Annotated in this window: 16 protein-coding genes and 1 other RNA gene; 2 read left to right on the top strand and 15 right to left on the bottom strand. The window is 38.9% G+C overall.

Going from position 1 to position 19,780, the window contains the following annotated elements; genetic code table 11:
- Nucleotides 1-288 precede the first annotated feature (288 nt).
- The 4 genes from J6O61_RS05595 to J6O61_RS05580 form a co-directional block, all read right to left on the bottom strand.
- Nucleotides 289-1,788 carry an aminopeptidase gene (locus J6O61_RS05595; RefSeq protein WP_074883996.1) on the bottom strand — a complete coding sequence of 500 codons (1,500 nt, stop codon included), beginning with the start codon at nt 1,786-1,788 and terminating at the stop codon, nt 289-291.
- A gap of 82 nt (nt 1,789-1,870) precedes the next feature.
- A complete protein-coding gene (gene pheT, locus J6O61_RS05590) occupies nt 1,871-4,291 on the bottom strand; it encodes a phenylalanine--tRNA ligase subunit beta (RefSeq protein ID WP_292210607.1) in 2,421 nt (806 codons plus the stop codon).
- A 17-nt stretch (nt 4,292-4,308) separates the two neighbouring features.
- On the bottom strand, nt 4,309-5,355 hold the full coding sequence (gene pheS, locus J6O61_RS05585; protein WP_330613729.1) for a phenylalanine--tRNA ligase subunit alpha: 1,047 nt from the start codon (nt 5,353-5,355) through the stop codon (nt 4,309-4,311).
- 418 nt (nt 5,356-5,773) lie between these two features.
- The gene (locus tag J6O61_RS05580; protein WP_292210603.1) at nt 5,774-6,418 is read right to left on the bottom strand and encodes a manganese efflux pump MntP; all 645 of its coding nucleotides are present in this window, start codon (nt 6,416-6,418) and stop codon (nt 5,774-5,776) included.
- A 598-nt stretch (nt 6,419-7,016) separates the two neighbouring features.
- Between J6O61_RS05580 and J6O61_RS05575 the strand changes: the two genes are divergently transcribed.
- On the top strand, nt 7,017-7,904 hold the full coding sequence (locus J6O61_RS05575; RefSeq protein ID WP_292210600.1) for a DegV family protein: 888 nt from the start codon (nt 7,017-7,019) through the stop codon (nt 7,902-7,904).
- 70 nt (nt 7,905-7,974) lie between these two features.
- Here J6O61_RS05575 and J6O61_RS05570 read toward each other — a convergent pair whose 3' ends face one another.
- The 11 genes from J6O61_RS05570 to J6O61_RS05520 all read right to left on the bottom strand — a co-directional run bounded on the left by J6O61_RS05570 (nt 7,975) and on the right by J6O61_RS05520 (nt 19,029).
- Nucleotides 7,975-8,244 carry a hypothetical protein gene (locus tag J6O61_RS05570; protein WP_292210597.1) on the bottom strand — a complete coding sequence of 90 codons (270 nt, stop codon included), beginning with the start codon at nt 8,242-8,244 and terminating at the stop codon, nt 7,975-7,977.
- A gap of 102 nt (nt 8,245-8,346) precedes the next feature.
- Entirely contained in the window at nt 8,347-10,005 is a 1,659-nt protein-coding gene (locus J6O61_RS05565) for a putative bifunctional diguanylate cyclase/phosphodiesterase (RefSeq protein WP_292210594.1), read from the bottom strand.
- Between the two features lie 166 nt (nt 10,006-10,171).
- Nucleotides 10,172-10,450, bottom strand: coding sequence for an HU family DNA-binding protein (locus tag J6O61_RS05560; protein ID WP_013280467.1), 279 nt, complete (start codon nt 10,448-10,450; stop codon nt 10,172-10,174).
- 118 nt (nt 10,451-10,568) lie between these two features.
- Nucleotides 10,569-11,945, bottom strand: coding sequence for a GGDEF domain-containing protein (locus J6O61_RS05555; RefSeq protein ID WP_292210591.1), 1,377 nt, complete (start codon nt 11,943-11,945; stop codon nt 10,569-10,571).
- Between the two features lie 12 nt (nt 11,946-11,957).
- Nucleotides 11,958-13,217 (bottom strand): 6-phosphofructokinase, encoded by a 1,260-nt coding sequence (locus tag J6O61_RS05550; RefSeq protein WP_292210589.1) that lies wholly within the window; start codon nt 13,215-13,217, stop codon nt 11,958-11,960.
- A gap of 90 nt (nt 13,218-13,307) precedes the next feature.
- Nucleotides 13,308-14,411, bottom strand: a complete 1,104-nt coding sequence (locus J6O61_RS05545) for an endonuclease/exonuclease/phosphatase family protein (protein ID WP_292210586.1) — start codon at nt 14,409-14,411, stop codon at nt 13,308-13,310.
- Between the two features lie 82 nt (nt 14,412-14,493).
- Nucleotides 14,494-14,703, bottom strand: coding sequence for a hypothetical protein (locus J6O61_RS05540; protein WP_292210583.1), 210 nt, complete (start codon nt 14,701-14,703; stop codon nt 14,494-14,496).
- 10 nt (nt 14,704-14,713) lie between these two features.
- Nucleotides 14,714-15,886 (bottom strand): AI-2E family transporter, encoded by a 1,173-nt coding sequence (locus tag J6O61_RS05535; RefSeq protein WP_292210580.1) that lies wholly within the window; start codon nt 15,884-15,886, stop codon nt 14,714-14,716.
- Between the two features lie 23 nt (nt 15,887-15,909).
- Nucleotides 15,910-16,827: a YihY/virulence factor BrkB family protein gene (locus tag J6O61_RS05530; protein ID WP_292210577.1), complete on the bottom strand. Its 918-nt coding sequence runs from the start codon at nt 16,825-16,827 to the stop codon at nt 15,910-15,912.
- Nucleotides 16,828-16,901: 74 nt separating this feature from the next.
- A non-coding RNA gene (gene ssrS / locus J6O61_RS05525) (6S RNA) lies at nt 16,902-17,110 on the bottom strand.
- A 95-nt stretch (nt 17,111-17,205) separates the two neighbouring features.
- Nucleotides 17,206-19,029 carry an aminopeptidase P family protein gene (locus J6O61_RS05520; RefSeq protein ID WP_292210574.1) on the bottom strand — a complete coding sequence of 608 codons (1,824 nt, stop codon included), beginning with the start codon at nt 19,027-19,029 and terminating at the stop codon, nt 17,206-17,208.
- 87 nt (nt 19,030-19,116) lie between these two features.
- Here J6O61_RS05520 and deoC point away from each other — a divergent pair, with 87 nt between their 5' ends.
- Nucleotides 19,117-19,776, top strand: a complete 660-nt coding sequence (gene deoC / locus J6O61_RS05515) for a deoxyribose-phosphate aldolase (protein WP_292210572.1) — start codon at nt 19,117-19,119, stop codon at nt 19,774-19,776.
- Nucleotides 19,777-19,780 lie beyond the last annotated feature (4 nt).

The raw sequence follows: 19,780 nt of genomic DNA, 5'->3' as shown, positions 1-19,780 counted from the left end.
GAAGGTGCTTGCCATTGACGGGTTCTGAGGAAAACGCTAAAATGCTGAATTCGACGGTGCATGAATCTAACTACTGTTCCCATCATCCTCACCGTCGGCGAGGTATAGACGGCATTTTCCTCAGGCTCAGTCAATGGTGGCGTACGCATTCGTAACAAAAATCAAGTCATAAAAACAATCCCCTGACTTTCCACTTACTTACGCATATACAAAGGGAGAGTATTTTGGCGTAAACAAAGCGCTTTGCCAAAATACCCTCCCTATTTTACAGCGTAACTCTATATATTATTACTCATTTCTAAAATCGATATTCTGAAGGAATGATACATAGCCTCTCTTAGCTTCGTAAAGGTCAGCCTTATCGATTGCTTCCCATGGTGCATGCATGTTAAGTACTGCTACGCCTGAATCGATAACGTTCATTCCGTAAAGAGCAAGGATATAAGCGATAGTTCCGCCACCGCCAACATCTACTTTACCAAGTTCTGCTGTCTGATAGATGATGCCGTCCTTTTCAAATGCTCTTCTGATCTCGGCGATAAATTCTGCATTTGCATCGTTAGAGCCTGATTTTCCTCTTGAACCTGTAAACTTATTGAATACAAGTCCTTCTCCAAGGAATGCAGCGTTCTTCTTCTCAAAGCTTGATGCATATGTAGGATCAAAGCCGGCGCTTACGTCTGAAGAAAGCATGCATGAGTTTGCAAGACATCTTCTAAGTGAAAGGTCATTGTAGCCTTCCTTTGTAAGGTTCATGAGCTCTGCAACAGCATTCTCAAAGAAGTGGCTACGCATACCTGTTGCTCCAACGCTTCCGATTTCTTCTTTATCAACGAGGATACAGCAAGCTGTTCTCTTTAAGTTCTTTGCTTCAAGAATAGCGCGCATTGAAGGATATGCGCATACTCTGTCGTCATGACCATAGCCAAGGATCATTGATCTGTCAAATCCGGCATCTCTAGCCTTACCTGCAGGTACGATCTCAAGTTCTGCTGAAATGAAGTCTTCTTCTTCGATTCCGTAAAGATCATTTAAAAGAGCTACTACTCCACGGCGAACTGCTCCTGAAAGCTTTCCGCTCTCTGCCTTTTCTTCTTTCTCAGCAGCAATTGCGTACTTCTCGCCTGCGGAAAGCTTACTGTCAGCCTTTTCAGCCTTCTCTTTTTCCTTGCTCTCCACAACGAATGGTCTGTGACCAACAATAAGGTCAAGAGCTTCACCTTCAATTACATTTGAAGCCTTCTTGCTCATCTGATCTGCAGCAAGATGGATAAGAAGATCAGAAACGAAGAATACTGGATCGTCCTCATCCTCACCAACATTGAGCTGTACTGTTGTGCCATCCTTCTTAACAACTACACCGTGAATAGCAAGTGGCATAGCAACATACTGATATTTCTTGATTCCGCCATAGTAATGTGTATCAAGGTAAGCAAATCCGTTGTCTTCATAAAGAGGATTCTGCTTAACATCAAGTCTTGGAGAATCGATGTGAGCACCAAGGATATTAAGACCGGCCTCGATAGGGTCTGAACCGATCTGGAAGATAGCGATTGACTTGTTCATCCATACGCTATATACCTTATCTCCCTTTTTAAGCTTTGTCTTTGTGCCGATCAAAGTATTGAGTTCTCTGTATCCTGCTTCCTCAATCTCGTTAACAATTGTATCAATTGCTTCACGCTCGGTTTTTGAATTATCAAGGAATTTCTTGTAATCCTCAGCAAACTTATCTACAGCTTTGAGCTGAGTAGCATTGTAGTTTGCCCAAACATTTTTTCTATTCATATTTAAGCTCCTTTCGAGAAAAAAATAGCCATTGCTAACTAAAGCAATGACTATTTTAACACCTACTGTGCCATCAGGCAAATCAAGAACGAATTTCAATTCCCATAGTAAATGAAAGTTTTCTGAGCATCTTATCTACATATCCGCTTATAGCTTCATCAGTAAGCTCCTCGTCCTTAGGAGTGAATGTAATTGTGAAAGCCATACTCTTCTTTGTAGGAGGAATAGGAAGTCCCTCGTATACATCAAAGAGATGTACATCAGTTACATACTTGCAGGATCCATAGATTGCATCCTCAACTTCTCCACAAGTAACGGTCTTATCCATAATAAGCGCAAGATCACGCTTAACAGCTGCGAACTTTGAAAGTGGTGTAAATGTAGGAGTCTTGCCATACCACTTATCAAGTGCTGAAAGATCTATCTCGCAGATATAAGCCGGTATTCTCATATCAGTCTCATCCTGGATCTCATATGTGATCTGTCCAAGATATCCAACCTCTTCTCCCTCACATACGATCTTTGCAGTTCTGTAAGGATGTAAGAAAGTTTTGGTTGCAGGCTCATATTTAAAGTTTATATGAAGAGCATCTGCTACGTTCTCAGCAAGTCCCTTTAATGTATATATGTCCTCGTCCTCGCCAAAAATACCGATGCAAAGAGTAGCTTTCTCATCAGGATATTCTGTAAGCGGAAGAGCCTTTGGAATAAATCTGTTACCAAGCTCGAATAATCTTCCCTCGAGAGTGCCTTTCTTCTGGTTTCTTGCAATAGCATGGATCATCTGTGCCGCAAGTGTTGTTCTCATAAGCGAAAGATCTTCATTTATAGGATTAAGGATCCTGATAGCCTTTCTCTCCTGTGCATCCTCAGCAAATCCTAAAAGGTCAAGGTCACTTGGTGAGAAGAATGAGTAGTGCATGCACTCATATGCTCCCTGCGCGCAAAGAGCTCTCTTTATCCTGAGCTCTGTCTTCTGCTTAAGGTTTCTGCCACCAACAGTAACGCTGCAATTCTTAAGGAATGTAGGCTCAACATGCTCATATCCGTACATGCGGATAAGTTCTTCTGCAATGTCAGGATAATCTTCCATATCCTCACGATATGCAGGAATCTTGATTGTAAGTTCATCACCATTTATTTCAGGCTCAAAATTAAGATTTGTAAGAATTCTCTTGATCTCATCAGTAGGAACTTCGATACCAAGTACTCCGTTAACCTTCTTTATGGATGCCTTCATTTCCTTTTTATCGAGGCTGTTTCCTGTATTTATATCAACATGAGTCTTGGAAACCTTACCTGCTCCAAGCTGTTCAATAAGATGAAGAGCTCTCTTCATAGCTATAACAGTTGTATATTCGTAAACGCCCTTTGCGAAAGCAGCTGATGAATCAGATGACTGACCAAGAGCTCTTGAACTCTTACGGATGTTGTCACGCATGAACTTAGCAGCTTCAAATGTAACAGTAGTTGTTGTATCACGGATCTCTGAATTGAGGCCGCCCATGATACCTGCAAGAGCTACAGGCTTTGCTCCATCACAGATAACAAGGTTGTCTGTTGTAAGCTCAAACTCATTTTCATCAAGAGTAACTATCTTTTCTCCTGCCTTGGCACGTCTTACAACAATCTTGTTACCTTCAAGGAATTTGCCGTCAAATGCGTGCATTGGCTGTCCAAGCTCTCTCATAATATAGTTAGTGATATCAACGATATTATTGATTGAGTTATTACCAACCATGGCAAGTCTTCTCTTCATCCAAAGAGGGCTCTCACCAAGCTTTACATCATATACATAGTGACCGATATATCTTGGGCAAAGATCAGGATCTTCTACAGTTACACTAAATCCTTCGTTCTCAACATCTGTCTCTGTGTAGCTAAGATCAATCTCTTTTAATGGCTTATCAAGTGCAGCTGCAACCTCTCTTGCAAGGCCGTAAATACTCTGGCAGTCAGGTCTGTTAGCAGTGATTGAAACATCAAAGATCCAGTCATCAAGACCAAGTATAGGCTTAACATCAGCACCTACCTCTGTATCCTCAGGGAATACCAAAAGTCCGTTGTAGCCTGCTCCCGGGTACATATCCTCTGTTACACCAAGCTCAACACCTGAGCAGAGCATACCCTCTGAATCAAAGCCGCGAAGTTTACCCTTTTTGATAGTAGCAACACCGATAACTGTTACATGGTCTCTCTCTGTTTCAATTACTGTTGCTCCAACAAGGGCCAGTGGATATTTTCCTCCTGCCTGAACGTTGTCTGCGCCGCAGACAACCTTAAATGTACCATGCTCTCCGGCATTTACTGTACATGCATGAAGGTGAGTATCAGGGATTGCTTCACAGGTTTCTACCTGTCCAACTACGACATTTGATATGTCTTTTCCTACTTCCCAGCACTCTTCTACTTCGAAGCCGCAGTCAAAGAGCTTTTTCTCAAGTTCCTTTGGTTCTAAATCTATATCAACAAAATCTTTAAGCCAACTTAAAGGTACTAACATTTCATTCTCCTCCTGAATTATTCGTAGTGATCGATCTGCTTAAGGACATCAAGGTCTGACTCATATAAGAGCTTGATGTTGTTAATGCCGTATTTGAGCATTGTTGCACGCTCGATACCGATACCAAATGCAAATCCGCTGTACTCTTCTGAATCAATTCCACAGTTCTCTAAAACCTTCTTGTTAACAACACCGGCACCAAGAACCTCGATCCAGCCTGTACCCTTGCAGAGATTACATCCCTTGCCGCCACATGCAAAGCAGCTGCAGTCAACCTCTACAGAAGGCTCTGTGAATGGGAAGTATGAAGGACGAAGTCTTGTTGTTGTTCCCTCGCCGAAGATCTTCTGTGCAAAGGTCTCCAAAGCTCCCTTAAGGTCACAAAGTGTAACATTCTTATCAACTACGAGTCCTTCCATCTGTGAGAACATAGGTGAATGAGTTGCATCATCATCTGAACGGAAAACCTTACCAGGTGAAAGAATCTTGATCGGTGGTTTCTTGTTTTCCATTACATGGATCTGACCTGATGAAGTCTGAGTTCTTAAAAGGAACTCAGGGCTGAGATAGAATGTATCCTGCATATCTCTTGCAGGGTGATCTGCAGGAGTATTAAGTGCAGTGAAATTGTAGTAGTCATTCTCAATCTCAGTGCCTTCATATATTTCAAAACCCATTCCTTCAAAGATATCGATAAGAGTCTCTCTCATCTGTGTTACAGGATGAAGATTGCCCTGATAACGCATTTTTGGAGGCTCCGTAACGTCCTGTTTTTCTCTTTCATATCTTGCCTTAAGCTCTTTTTCTTTCATCTTTTTGTCAAGTTCATCAAACTGTTCAAGAGCCCATTGCTTAAGTTCATTTACATTCTTACCATATTCAGCACGATCCTCTGCAGCAATGTTTTTCATCTCTTTCATCAGTGCTGAGATCTTGCCGCTTTTGTTATCCAAAAAGACCTTTCTCTGCTCGTAGACATTCTTTGAGCTTTCAAGCAACTTTGAATTTTCTCTGATTTCATCACGAATTGCTTCAATTTGCTGACGTAATACGCTGTTTTCCAAAATTTCTTCCTCCTGTTATTAAAAGTGTAACTTCCACCGCAAAAAGCTTTTTTTATAAAACAAAAAGCCCTTGCATAGTCATAAAACTATACAAGGGACGATTAAACACCGCGGTACCACCCAAGTTCCTTAAATAAGGCTCTCAACCATAATGGTTTTATCTGTAACGTAGACTTACGATCCTGACTACAAGCATAACGCCTTCACCAAAACTGCTCCGGTGCGAAACTTCCGTACATATCATAGCCTGCAGGGCTCTCAGCCAGCGACCCTAGCTCTCTCAAAGGATAATATGACATCTTCAGATAAAAATCTGACACCATCATTGCATTTAAATTATTTAATTAAAAATACTCTTAACTATTCTATGTTTCGATATAATAAAAGTCAAGTAAGTGACTTAAATTTTCTATATAAACTAACCCAAAAAGCTATTTATAAAAATCTCAAGACCAATAGCGACCAGAATAACTCCGCCTAATATCTTGGCATTTGAGGCAAGCCTTGTTCCAAATGTCTTACCAAGTCCTATTCCGATATAACATACAACATAAGTCACAACAGCAATTATTGTAGCACTTCCGATAGCCATCAAAGCATTATAGTCAGCAATCGTAAATCCGACAGACAGAGCATCAATAGATGTTGCAATGCCCTGAACCAATAAAAGCTTTAAAGAAAGAGAAGTCTCTCCCACAACATTTCCGAATTTAGGGCATTCTTTATTGGTGCAGCCATCACACTTTCCGTCCCTGTCACACTTCTTTTCCTTAATGCCCTCAAGAAGCATTTTTCCACCAATATAAGCTAAAAGAATAAGCGCTATCCACGGAATAAACATCTGAAATCCGCTAAAAAAATGTGCCGCATTATGAACCAGAAACCAGCCTATGACAGGCATTAGAAACTGAAATCCCGCATATATTCCGGCCATAAATGCCATTCTGCCTTTTTTCATTCTGGGTTCGATAAAACCATTAGCCATGGATACCGAAAAAGCATCCATAGCAAGTCCAAATCCCAATAAAATACTGTTAAATAAAAATAGAAAATATTTAGCCATAATATTCTCTCCAAACCGAATATTTGACTATTATAACACTATGCAACTTCTATTACTACAAAAAGTGCTCTGGGATTCTCACTAGGCTCGCACTAAATTCGATAATACCTCATTAAGTGCTCTGCTCAATGAAATAGGCGGGCATCCATACTCTTATGAACGCCCGCCCTTACTCTGAGATTTCCAAGGGACTATTCCTCTTCTTTCTGCAATTATTATTTTGCTAATCTATGTTAATCACATCCTTTAGCGACTCCTTGACACTCCTTGGCTAATGTGAAGCACACGCCACCCTCGCTGTGAATGTCAGCCGCTTCGAAAACCTTCGCTCGTCTTCCGTGAAGCTTAAGCCACTTGGACTACATAGGTTTTATTTACTATGTGATTGTATATATAATATAACATCTGCATGTAAATATGTCAATATCTTTTATGAATTTTAGTCTATTTTCAGACAATTAAGACAAAACCTGCTAATATCTATACACAATTCAAGTAGTGAATTTAACTTATCCATTTTTTTATTCTAAATTATTTGATACCTCAAAGATAATAATGTATTATGTTTGTAGATTATTTTTATTTTGAAAGGACGCCTATGAGCAATTACATATTGAGCTGCTGCTCAACAGCTGATTTAACAAACGAGCATTTTATGAAAAGAGATATCAGTTATATCTGTTTTCATTTTGAAATTGACGGAACCGAATTTCCGGATGATTTAGGAAAATCAATTCCTTTCAAAGAGTTCTACACAATGATGGCCAACGGCTCCATGACCAAGACATCACAGGTCAGTGTTGGCGAATATGTGGAATACTTTGAAAAATTCCTGAGAGACGGAAAAGACATTCTTCACTTAGCCCTTAGCTCCGGTATCTCCGGAACTCTCAACTCCGCAGCCATTGCAAGAGATCAGTTAAAAGAAAAATATCCTGACAGAAAAATCTACGTTGTAGATTCCCTTGCTGCCTCAGCAGGATATGGTCTTTTAATGAATAAGCTTGCTGATCTAAGAGATGAAGGCAATTCAATAGACAGTCTTTACGAATGGGTTATTGAACACAGACTTGACTGTCAGCATTGGTTCTTCGTATCTGACCTTAAGTACCTTGTAAGAGGCGGCCGTGTTTCCAAGGTTGCCGGCACAATCGGAAATGTATTAAACATCTGCCCTCTCATGAATGTTGATTATCAGGGACATCTTATTGTAAGATCAAAGATTCGTGGTAAAGGAGCAGTAATGAAGGCTCAGGTTCAAAAAATGGTTGAACTTGCAGAAAACGGAACGGATTATGACGGAGAATGCTATATCTCCAATTCAGATTGCTACGAAGATGCAAAAACTGTAGCAGATATGATAGAAGAAAAATTCCCCAAGTTAAAAGGACGTGTAAAGATATTCAGCATCGGAACCACTATAGGAAGCCACACAGGTCCCGGAACAGTTGCACTCTTCTTCTGGGGAAAAAAGCGAATTGATTAATGCAAAAATTAAGGCCATGGTATTTTTTACCATGACCTTTTTTTAATTACCCGTGCATCTGCTCCAAGTTTTATTCTGCCAAAAGCAAGTGATGCGTATCGTAATCATTGATAAGATTAGTGATTTTTTTGTCGTCGCCAATAAGTGTTACATCAAGTGGTCTGAACAGATTAAGTGATAACAAACCAACAATTGACTTCCCATCGATGTAACTGTGTCCATCCTGCACATCGATCTCACATGCTGACTTTGAGTTCATGTTGATAAACTGAACAATTTGTGACTTACACCCTAGTGAAACCTTAACTTCTTTCTTCATTCCTCTTCCCCTTTTTCTCATAAGTACGCCGCAGCCTCATATAAAGCAACAACAGAATTTATGATATCACTTTGTGTCTAAAATGTGAACAGAAAAAGAATTAAAAAAGTATAAAATATAAAATCACGAATAAAATCTCTTTTCTAAACGTTTTTCAAAGTCTGATTTCGGCATCGGATTATCATATAAAAATCCCTGAACCACATGACATCCAACATGTTTTAAAAGTTCAATCTGATCTTCTCTTTCTACTCCTTCCGTGATAACACTTATACCAAGTTCCTTTGCCATAACAATAATATTTCTTAGCACTATTTCGTCATTCTTGTTCAAAGTATCATTATTTATGAACGATCTGTCGATTTTTATCTCTGACACAGGAAAATCTCTAAGTGTAGAAAGTGATGAGAATCCCGTTCCGAAATCATCTATTGAAGTTGCAATTCCATATTCCTTAAGTTTCTTCAAAAAGGCTGTCATAAGGATTCTTTCATCTTCACTGGATGTTTCTGTGACTTCAATTTGAATAAGCTTTCTCTCTATGCCACTCTCATCAATAATTTTTGCAATTTCTTTTGCCAGTTGCTTATAACTTAGGTCTTTCCTTGAAAAATTCACAGAAACAGGAACAGGATTTAATCCTCTTTTTTTCCAGTCGCCTATATATTCACAGGTCTTTTTTAATACGTATAAATCAAGAGATGCCACCATTCCTTCCTGCTCAAGTATAGGTACAAACTCTGTGGGATAAAGTACCACTCCGTTGCAAAACCATCTTGCCAGGGACTCGCCACCTATTATCTCACCTGTGATCGTATCAACCTTGGGCTGGAGATAAATTCTAAATTCATCACTTGCAAGAGCTTCTTCATATCTGTCTTCAATCTGCTTTTGTCTGTATATTCTGGTACTCATTGCCTTATTTACAAAGACATAAGGCTTATTTGCTACATTTTTAGCATAGTTACATGCCATTATAGCCCTTGAAATCAGTTGCCCCGTTTCCTTAAGTGACTCATCTATAGCGTACACACCTATCACTGCAGCAATGGTAAAATCATCTCTTTTTCCATTCTTTTCACCATAAACCGGAACAGCAGACAAAAACTTCAAAAACTCCTTAGTATGCTCTTTTTTCATAAGAGCAGTGTAGTTATCTCCGCCAAAATGAGCTACTATCTCGCCCTCCCCGCAAAACTCTCTAAGCTTTTTCGCGTAGCGCTTCATTATTTCGTCGCCTTCAGCAAGTCCATACCGCCTGCTGATAAGGCCAAAACTCTTTAAATTAAAATAAAACGAATCATATTCATAAATTGCTTTACTTTCAAAAAGCTTTGCCGCATACTGCACAAATCCGCCTGAATTGGGAAGCCCCGTCAAATACTGAGTAAGAGCACTTTTTTCAATTGCCTTCGATAAAAGAAATCTTTCCATGTGAAAGGAAAGTATATCGATGATAACAGCAAAGGACTTATACTCTTCCTCAGACCATGATTTATCACCATAAAGATATATGTTGTACGTAACCTCCTTGCGTCCTGCCATCTTATGCTTAAATAAATAGGCAGGTGCTTCCTTTTCCGGAACCGGACCAAATAATGAAATTACCGTATCAGGTTCCCCTGCTCTATCAGAATCCTTCGAATCCGAAACTATTGCAACGATTGAACGCAAAGAAAAATCCTTTGCCAGATCTGACAATGCCCCCGGCGATATTTCAGGAGTTACATCCTCTTCTGAAAGAATCTGCACGTAATTTTCAAAGCTTCTTTCGAACGTCATAAATCAACCTCATAAGTTTATATTAAAAATGTGACACAATATAATTTTATTAAAAAAAATACTTTTTTCAATCATACACAATTTAAAAAAACATAAATATGAAATTTTGTTACACATAGAAAAAGGCCATGCCAATATGGCATAGCCTTTAACTTCGTAAATTAAATTATTTCTTGTTTACAAGATCCTTAAGAGCCTTACCAGCCTTGAACTTAGGTGCTACAGATGCAGGAATCTTGATTGCTGCGCCAGTCTGAGGATTCTTACCTGTTCTGGCAGCTCTCTTTGTTGTCTCGAATGTACCGAAACCAACAAGCTGAACCTTACCCTTCTTCTTAAGCTCCTTTGTTACTGTGTCTGTGAATGCATTAAGTGCTGCTGCAGCATCCTTCTTTGAAAGTCCTGCTTCCTTAGCGATTGCATCGATAAGTTCTGTCTTGTTCATTCTAATATTCCCTCCAAAAAGAAATTATTTATTATAAAGCCCATTTTACCACTAATATGCACTCATAACAACAGTAAAATGCAGAAAAATGCTAGCTTTTTCAATTTTTTCATCGATTTTATCTAGATTTTAAGGCGATTTCTATCATTTTACTCAAATATGTAAAGTCAATAATGTCAGATTGCGGTATTTTTCTTGAATTATCTCTTGTGTTGTAAAGCGCAACATAACAGTCACGTTTACTTTTATTCATCTTATAGAAGAAAGCATGTTTAATTCCATGTTCAGAAAAGAACGCATCTGCCTTTGTACCCTTGAGCTGATTTTGAGGAGTATCCACCACAAACACTCCATTATCATTGAATTTTTTATCAAACTTAACATCTGCCGCAAATGGCATTGCGCTTATATTTTCTACAATACGTCCGAGCTTGTAATCATTTGGTTTTTCATGATCAACTACTCTTTTAAATCCAATGAAACTGCTTTTTATATTTTTAAAAAATATATAGCCTTCATCCATTTCATAAGTTGCTACAAGCTGCATGAAAGAGGTCAGTATAGTTTTGTTTTCATCTCCAAAAAAGCCCTCAAGTGTTCCCAAAACAAGCTTTGTCTTATCCTGAGGCTTGGCATCTCCAACTATTCCGCCGGTAGTTTCAAGCTCTCCGTCAATAATCGGTCCGTGAACCTCAGAATTATACATTACATATCTGTTCCTGCCCCTGTTTTTTGCCCTGTAGAGCATCTTATCCGCAAGGTTAAAGAGTTTATCGTATGTGTCCACATCCTGGGGAAAGTTTCCGCTTCCTATAGATACCGTAACAAGGGGATAACCGTCCTTGTCCTTTTTCATGCATTCCACTTTTTCCCTTATTTCTTTAAGATACTTCCTAAGACCGGTTTTATCTGTCTTGCCGTTAATGATAAGCATTACCTCATCACCGCCGATTCTCCCGGCTTTTCCATCATTTCCCAAGGCTTTTAGAACTATTTTGCCAACCTCACCAAGAATTTTGTCTCCAAAAGAATGTCCCATAGTATCATTGATCTTCTTGAAATTATCAATATCCATGATGCATAAAGCAAATCCTTCATCTGAATCTGCAATTCTTTGCTTGGCATAATCAATAATCGCCTGCTTGTCTAACAGTCCTGTTCCATAATCAATAGAAAACCTGTTTCTCCCATCCAAAGTATCTACATCTCTCATGGAAATGGAAATATTCCCCTGATTTCCATCAGTTTTTTGGCAATTCGCCACGACCCATGAAACACCTGAATCTTCCCTAAAAACACGAAAGCAGAGCGTCTCGCTGTTTTTCGCAGCAAGATGCTCCACCATTTCATGCAAAAGATGCCAATCATCCGGAAATACATTTGACAGAAAGCTTTTTGGTTCCGAATCCGAAACATAATCAGAAAAAGCAAAATCAGTGTCGATAATATTTAATTCTTCATCAACTATCGCAATTCCTGCATTATAAGCGATCATAAATGCTCCTAATTATAAGATATCCTGGAATCCTGGTCTGTAAAGATGTCTCGGAATACCATCAACCATGATAGGACCTACATCGCCCTGGATAAGAGGTCTTACATATGTAATAAACTCATTGGTTACATATGTGCCTTCCTTATTGATCCACTCTCTTGGAACAGTTCTCTCATCATTGGCAATCTTATGAACGTCTTTTACTTCTGTTCCTGCCTGATAAGGATCATCAGAGAGTCTCTCAATAACAACCATCTTTCCGCTGTCGCCTTCATCAGCTGCTTTCATTGCAGCTCCTCCAACTTCATACGCTTCAAGAATGTCAACACGTGATGCGCAGTGGCTTGCTGCCCTCTGAAGAGTTGAAAGCTCGATGGCACGAGTTTTACATCCACATTCATTAGCTACAACGTTACACAAATATCTTGCAGTACCTGTAAGCTGCTTGTGACCGAAAGCATCAACATACTCAACGTTATTGTCCATATCGCTGACATACTTTCCATCCTTGGTTCTGATACCTTCTGATACTGCAACAACTATTGACGCCTTACTCTTAAGAAGAGACTTGATCTTCTTAAGGAACGCATCCATATCAAATGGAATTTCCGGAAGGTAAATAGCATCAGGACCGTCACAGTCCTCGCCTCTTGCAAGAGCAGTAGCTCCTGTAAGCCATCCGGCATTTCTTCCCATTACTTCAACAATAATAACCTGACCGTGACTGGTCTCAAGTGACCAGCTGTCTCTGATTATTTCTTTGACAGAGGTACCGATATATTTGGCTGCCGAGCCATACCCCGGTGTATGATCGGTAAGAGCAAGATCATTGTCAATTGTCTTGGGACAACCAACAAATCTTACATCTGATCCGGAAATAATAGCATAGTCAGAAAGCTTTTTGATTGTATCCATGGAGTCATTACCACCAATATAGATGAAACAATCAATCTCAAGTTTAGCAAGAATTTCAAATATTTTCTCGTAAATTTCTTTGTTTTCAAAAATTTCAGGGAGTTTATATCTGCAAGATCCAAGGTATGCAGAGGGAGTTCTTTTCAAAAGCTCAATATCAAGTCCGCTCTGAATGTGATCTGAAAGGTCTACATATCTTCCTTCCATTAATCCCTGAACGCCGTGGATCATTCCATAAACCTTGTTGTATCCACGATCCTTAGCAGTTCTGTAAACTCCGGCAAGTGACGAATTAATAGCTGCTGTAGGACCTCCCGACTGTCCAACAATAACGTTACGTTTCTTTTTCTGTACCATTTCCTCCAGTCCCCTTTCACGAAATATCATTAATATTATTATATTCAAAAAAACGTCAACTGTCACTATTTATGTGTAATATCGATAATACTATGTTTCCGGCAAAAGTACTACATCCATGCTGAGTGGATTGTGGTCCGAATACTGAAATACCGTGTTATGAGTTCTGAGACTTAAAATTTCAATATTATCGGAAACTATAAAGCCATCAATTACATAATATTGAAAAGAGTCCGGATCCGTATCCTCTGCATCTGCATACACCTTGTCAAGGGATCTGCAGGTGGGATTTGTAGTATCTGTTACAAATTGAAGAGCATCATCGAAACTATCCACGTCTATAACTCCTGCCTCCCAGTTGCCCTCAAGAACAGGATATTTACTCACGTCAATATTTGAGAATACCTGATTAAAGTCTCCTCCGGCTATTACGTAATTTCCCTTTTTCAGCTCCTGATTCAAAAGCTCTTTTAACATATTGGTCTGTGCAATCTTACCCTCACCGTCGTCATAGGCTTCCAGATGAAGATTTATAAGCACAAGCTCTTTTTCAGAATTCTCAATTTGAATTCTTGATACTTCAAGACACCTTTTTAAATTGCCTGTCCTAAGTGGCCAGCTAAAGGGACACGGAAGCTGAATCCTCCTTGCATCATCAATCCTGAATGCACTATATGTCGCAAGGCCAGCCTCAACCTTTCCGATTGGAGGGATAGGATAAGGCACGAACGAAACTTTATAATTATAAGCAAATATACTCTGATTATTGGCAACATAACTGGTAGAATTCTTTTTAATGTACTCGTACTCGTCAATAAAATGAGATCTTGCAGAATTTCTATCCATCTCCTGAATCATAAGAATATCCGGATTTATCTCATCTATCCTGTCAATGATACCATCAAGATTGTACCTGACTCTTTTGGCTGTGGCTGTATTTACCATTTTGCCACCATCCATAAAGAAATCAGCATTATCACCAAGGGCTCCATATCCTATATTCCAAGTCATTATTCTTATTGCCTTATCAAGCTTAAGGATTTTGCTGCCGTAGTTTTCTACTTCTATTTTCTCAATATCGTCGGGCTTATACTCATCCAGTGTCAAATATCCAAGCACAGTAAGAAATAAAAGCAGCAAAAATGCCAGTGCTGAACAAATTGTAATTATCAGCGGTTTAAGTATTTTTCTCACAAATCCTCCTAAAATCAAAGAAACTTCCGACACCAGACAGTCCAAAAATATCTGGCAACCGGAAGTTACTCAAATCACTTTTTTAAAAATCTTCATCCATAAGGGCAATTTTTTTGCCTCTGGCTTTCCCGAGTCCATAAAATACCGAAGCCAGAACTATAACGCCCACGCACACAGCAGCACAGCCTATAAGCATTTTCTTTTTTTCTTCATCAAAGCTATCCCATATTTCCATTGCACGATCAATTTTTTCCTTTGCAAAGGTCACAGCTGCATCCAGAAATTCTGTCATAGTTCCCCTCCTATACATCTTTATCTTCTACTCTTTTATTGTAACTCTTTAATTTTCTTTCCTCAAGTTTTTTAAGAACAAAGTCTTTCCACACAAAATCCCAAATTGCTGCAAACGGGATCGCCAAAAGAATACCTACAACTCCGAAGAGCCTGCCGCCCAAGATAATGGAGATAAGAATCATCAGCGGCGATACTCCAAGACTCTCTCCGAAAAGCTTGGGTTTAAGAACATATCCATCAAGAGTCTGAAGGATAATCGTAAATATCAAAAACCAAACCGCATGCCATGGTTTTACAAGCACAAGGATAAAGCCTCCTATAACAGCACCCACAATCGGTCCAAATGTCGGAGCCAGATTTGTTACTCCGACTATCACAGAAATAAGTACTGAATAATTCATATCTGTAATCAACATGAAAATGAAATTGACAACTCCGACTATGACACCATCAATAATATCAAAGCTTATATATCTGATAAGTATCTGATTGCATTTTGAAAGGAATTCTCCCGCATTTACGTAGTTCTTGTCTTTTAAAATAAGACTCATAAGTCTTGAAACACCGTTTATCAGTCTATGCTTGTCAAGCAAAAGATATATTGCCAGAATAAAGGCTATGACTATATCAAAAACACCTTTTCCCGCACTTACAGAACCGCTTAAAATATTCTGCACGTTTTCTTTATCTGTAAATGTCCTGCTAAGATTATCCAAAGCCCTTTCGCCTAAATCTGCTATTCCGCTTACGTCAATTCCAAAGATTTTGTTTCCGGACTGAGTTTCAAACCCTGCAAGCAGTTCCTGAGATGAATCAACATATGAACCAAGATTAGATACAAATGTAGTTATACTGTCTACAATCTGAGGTATAAGCGCCACGAATAAAAGAATTATTGCAGCTAATATTACTACTATAGTGGTTGCTACAGATAGCTTCCACTTCGTTTTTTCGTTTTTTATCTTCCTGAACACTGAGCTGTTAAAGGTTCTTGCCAATGGATCAAATATGTATGCTATAACCGCTCCCACAACCACAGGCTTTATAAAGCCGTAAAATGTACTAAATCCGCCCAAAATCTGCGGAAGATGCGACAATAACATATAGAACAGAACTGCTGAGCATGTCGCAATCGTATAAGAGACCCATCTTTTTTTGAACCATTTGTTGTTAAACTTCATAAACACCTCCTCAAAGGCACATATCAGCCAAATTCATTGAATTTTCCGGGTTTTCTTAACCGCTTTGTACTTTTTCTTTTTGCGTTTTTTCTAACTGTCTTTTTATGATGATCCTGATATAACACTTTTACAGCAGGATGAAAAAATCTGTTTATAAATGCCCCTATAAAAAATATGTACATACATGAATATAACCAAAACATCATGATTACAGGTGTTGCCAGGCTTCCATAAAGCGAGTAGTTATCAGTCTTTTCCACGTAAATTGAAAATATCCACGAAAAAACATACCATACAACAGCAGAGAACACAGCACCGGGCAGCTGATAAACAAACTTAAATTTGCCACTTGGAACATATGTATATATCAAGGCAAACATAAGAAATGCTATGCCTATAACAAGTATAAACCTAAAATTCACCAAAAAAGTAAAAATATATGAAGCCGGAGAATACATTTTTATAAAAAAGCCTTCTATAAGATTACCAAAAACCATAAGTACCAGCATCAGAAACATTATAATAATCATGACAACCGTATAGGCCGATGCAATAAGGCGCAAATAAAAATAGTTTCTCCGCTCATCTATATCATAGATACAGTTAAGCCCTCTGATAAGTGCCAACATTCCAAGTGATCCAGCCCATATGGTAATTACAGCTGTAAAAGACAAAATCGCAGTCGACTGCATATATGCCTCATCCACAAGCCGTATCATAATATCATTGGCAAAATCCGGTGTTGTCTGGACAAACGCCCTGATAAGATCCTCCTCTGTAACTGTTGTATATGGAAGAATTGAAGTTATTAAAAGAAGCAACGGAATGATTGAAAGAATAAGAAAAAAAGCTGCACTACTTGCAAATGCTGCAATATTCTTTTTTTGCATTTTCGTAGCAAAATCCATGACAACTGCTACAAGCGCAGCCTTTACATTCATAACTTATACTCCCAGTCCAATATGATACACATATGGAAAAAGCAGCCAATTTTCATGGCTGCTTTTGATTCCAAATAAACCCCAAAATGCCGTTTCCTGTTATTTGACTCCTAGACAGCGCTAGGTGGGTTACCGCAACCACAATCTCTGTCTTCCTCTCCCAAAGCTAAACCTGCGCATGCGCAGAGCCGAAGGCGTGACATAAAAAATGGTGATGTAGGAGTCCCGTTTAAAGTAATGTAGGTTCAAATTACACAGGAGATGTCGGACACCCCAGGAGAAGCACTTATGTACTTCTATTCTTATTATATTCAAAGTGCCTTATTTTTCAAGGGTCAACGCTTTTTTTTACAGTTATTTTATGAAAACTTCAATAAATTAAATAGCTCTTGTAGCCTCTTTTAGCCATGCAAGTATCTCTTCATCCTCAATGAAAGGAGACACCTTGTCAAATACCATCTTGTGATAATTATTGAGTTTTTCAATATCTTTAGGCTGCATATATTGCTTGTCTATTGCTTCAAGATCAATTGGTGCATAAGTAAGATGCTCAAATCCAAGGAATCTGCCATATTGATTTTTTTCTCTCTCAACAACTTCGACAATATTCTCGATACGAATTCCGTGGCTTCCCTCTATATACACGCCGGGTTCATCCGATACTATCATTCCGGGCTGAAGTACAGCTTCCTGCATACCTTCCGAAAATCTCCATCTGATGCTGTGAGGTCCTTCATGAACATTGAGCATATATCCAATGCCGTGACCTGTTCCATGGTTGTAATCTATTCCCATTTCCCATAGAGCCATTCTGGCAAAAGTATCTACGTTTCTGCCTGTGCAGCCTTCCATAAACTTGGATGATGCCAGATTAAGCATTCCCATAACAGTTGCTGTGTAATGCTTTTTTATCTCATCAGAAATTTTTCCCACAACTATAGTTCTGGTAACATCAGTTGTTCCGCCCATGTATGTCGCACCAGAGTCCACCAGCAGCATTCCGTCAGCTTTAACTTCCGCTGCATTATCTTTGGTAGCTTCATAGTGCGCCATTGCCGCATTGGCCTTATATGCGCTGATAGTCGGGAAAGAAAGCTCAATAAATCCCGGAAGAGCCGCTCTCATTCCATCAAGCTTTTGGGCAGCTGTATATTCCGTCATAGGTATTTTACCGACGTTTGTTTTTACCCAATAAATGAACCTGGTAAGAGCAACACTGTCTCTCAAATATACTTCTCTGATATTTTTAAGTTCAGTATCATTTTTGACAGCTTTCATGATCTCAGTAGGATCTTTTTCATTTTTTAACAGGACACCTGCTTCTGCCGTTTTATCAAGTAAGGTCTTGTAGGTAAGGAAATTAGTATTTCTCTTATCACACAGAACATTGCCATCTATCTTAACATCTGCAATAAATTCCATGAGCTGATTATAATCCTTAAGTTCAATTCCCTGACGGTTACAATATTCTCTTACCTCATCTGTGACCTCTTTTTCCTGAACAAAAAGAACAAAACTGTCATGAGTAATATATGCATATGAAAGAGCTACCGGATTGCACTCAACATCACTTCCTCTAAGGTTTGTAAGCCACATAATATCATCAAGCTTACTCAAAAGATAAGCAGTTGTTCCATACTCTCTCATTTTGATTCTGACCTGTGATAATTTTTCTTTAAAAGATTTGCCGCAAAGCTCGTCCGATAAAACATACATATCGTTGAGAGGGAGCTTGGGTCTGTCTGTCCAAACCTGATCAGCAAGATCCTTGTCAATTTTGTACTTTACAAATTTTCCGCTAAGCTTATTTTCAATATTCTCTCCGACGCTGGTGGATATAACCCTTCCATCAAAGCCTAAAGTCTCACCATCAGCCATATTATCAAATAAAAACTCCGGAATTGTAGGAACTCCAGGATTTAACATTTTAAAAAGTTCTACACCGGTGCCTTTCATCTGGTTCTCAGCCTGAATGAAATATCTTCCGTCTGTCCACATTCCCGCAAAATTTTTAGATACTACCAAAGTTCCGTTAGAACCGTCAAATCCGCAAAAATATTCTCTGACTTTAAAAAAGTCTGCAGAATACTCTGAATTATGAAAATCTGAAGTAGGCATTATATAGTAATCAATGCCGTTTTCAGACATTGCTTTACGCAATTTTTTAAGTCTTTCCTTAATTACTGTATTTTCCTGTGTCATATACAAATCCTCCTGCAAAACACTATTTTATATTTTATGATTTAAGTATATAATTATCAATACTTAGTAATGAGAAAGGATGTTGTTATGGAAGAAAAGGATATATTAAAACTTATTGACCACACACTTTTACAGGCTGATGCCACATGGGAACAGATTGTTTCGCTTTGTGATGAGGCAGTTAAATACGGAACTGCTACCGTATGTATACCGCAGACTTATCTTAAGAGAGTTCATGAAAAATATGGAGAAAGCCTTAAGCTTTGCACAGTTATAGGTTTCCCTCTCGGCTACAATTCAGCATCTTCCAAGGTTGTCGAAGCAAAAGATTCAATTGCAGACGGAGCTGAGGAAATTGATACCGTTGTTAATATCAGCGATGTCAAAAATCACAGATATGATGAAGTAAGAAAAGAACTTAAGATGATTCGTGAGGCTTGCGGTGACAAACTCCTTAAGGTTATCATCGAAACCTGCTATCTCACAGAGGAAGAAAAGATTGAGCTGTGCAAGATTGTTACCGAAGTTAAGGCTGATTACATCAAGACTTCAACAGGCTTTGGCAGCGCCGGTGCTACTCTTGAGGACATTGAACTCTTCAAAAAGCACATTGGTCCGGATGTTAAGATAAAAGCTGCCGGTGGAATCCGCACAATAGAGGATGCCCTCGCTTATGCAAATGCCGGTTGCAGCCGTATCGGTTCTTCAAAGGTTGCTCCACTGATTGCTGCAAAATATGGTCTTTGATACT

The sequence above is a fragment of the Butyrivibrio sp. genome (genome assembly GCF_017635265.1).
Taxonomy (GTDB): domain Bacteria; phylum Bacillota; class Clostridia; order Lachnospirales; family Lachnospiraceae; genus Butyrivibrio.
The sequence above is the reverse complement of the archived record's forward strand: the minus strand, read 5'-3'. Positions and strand labels throughout refer to the sequence as shown.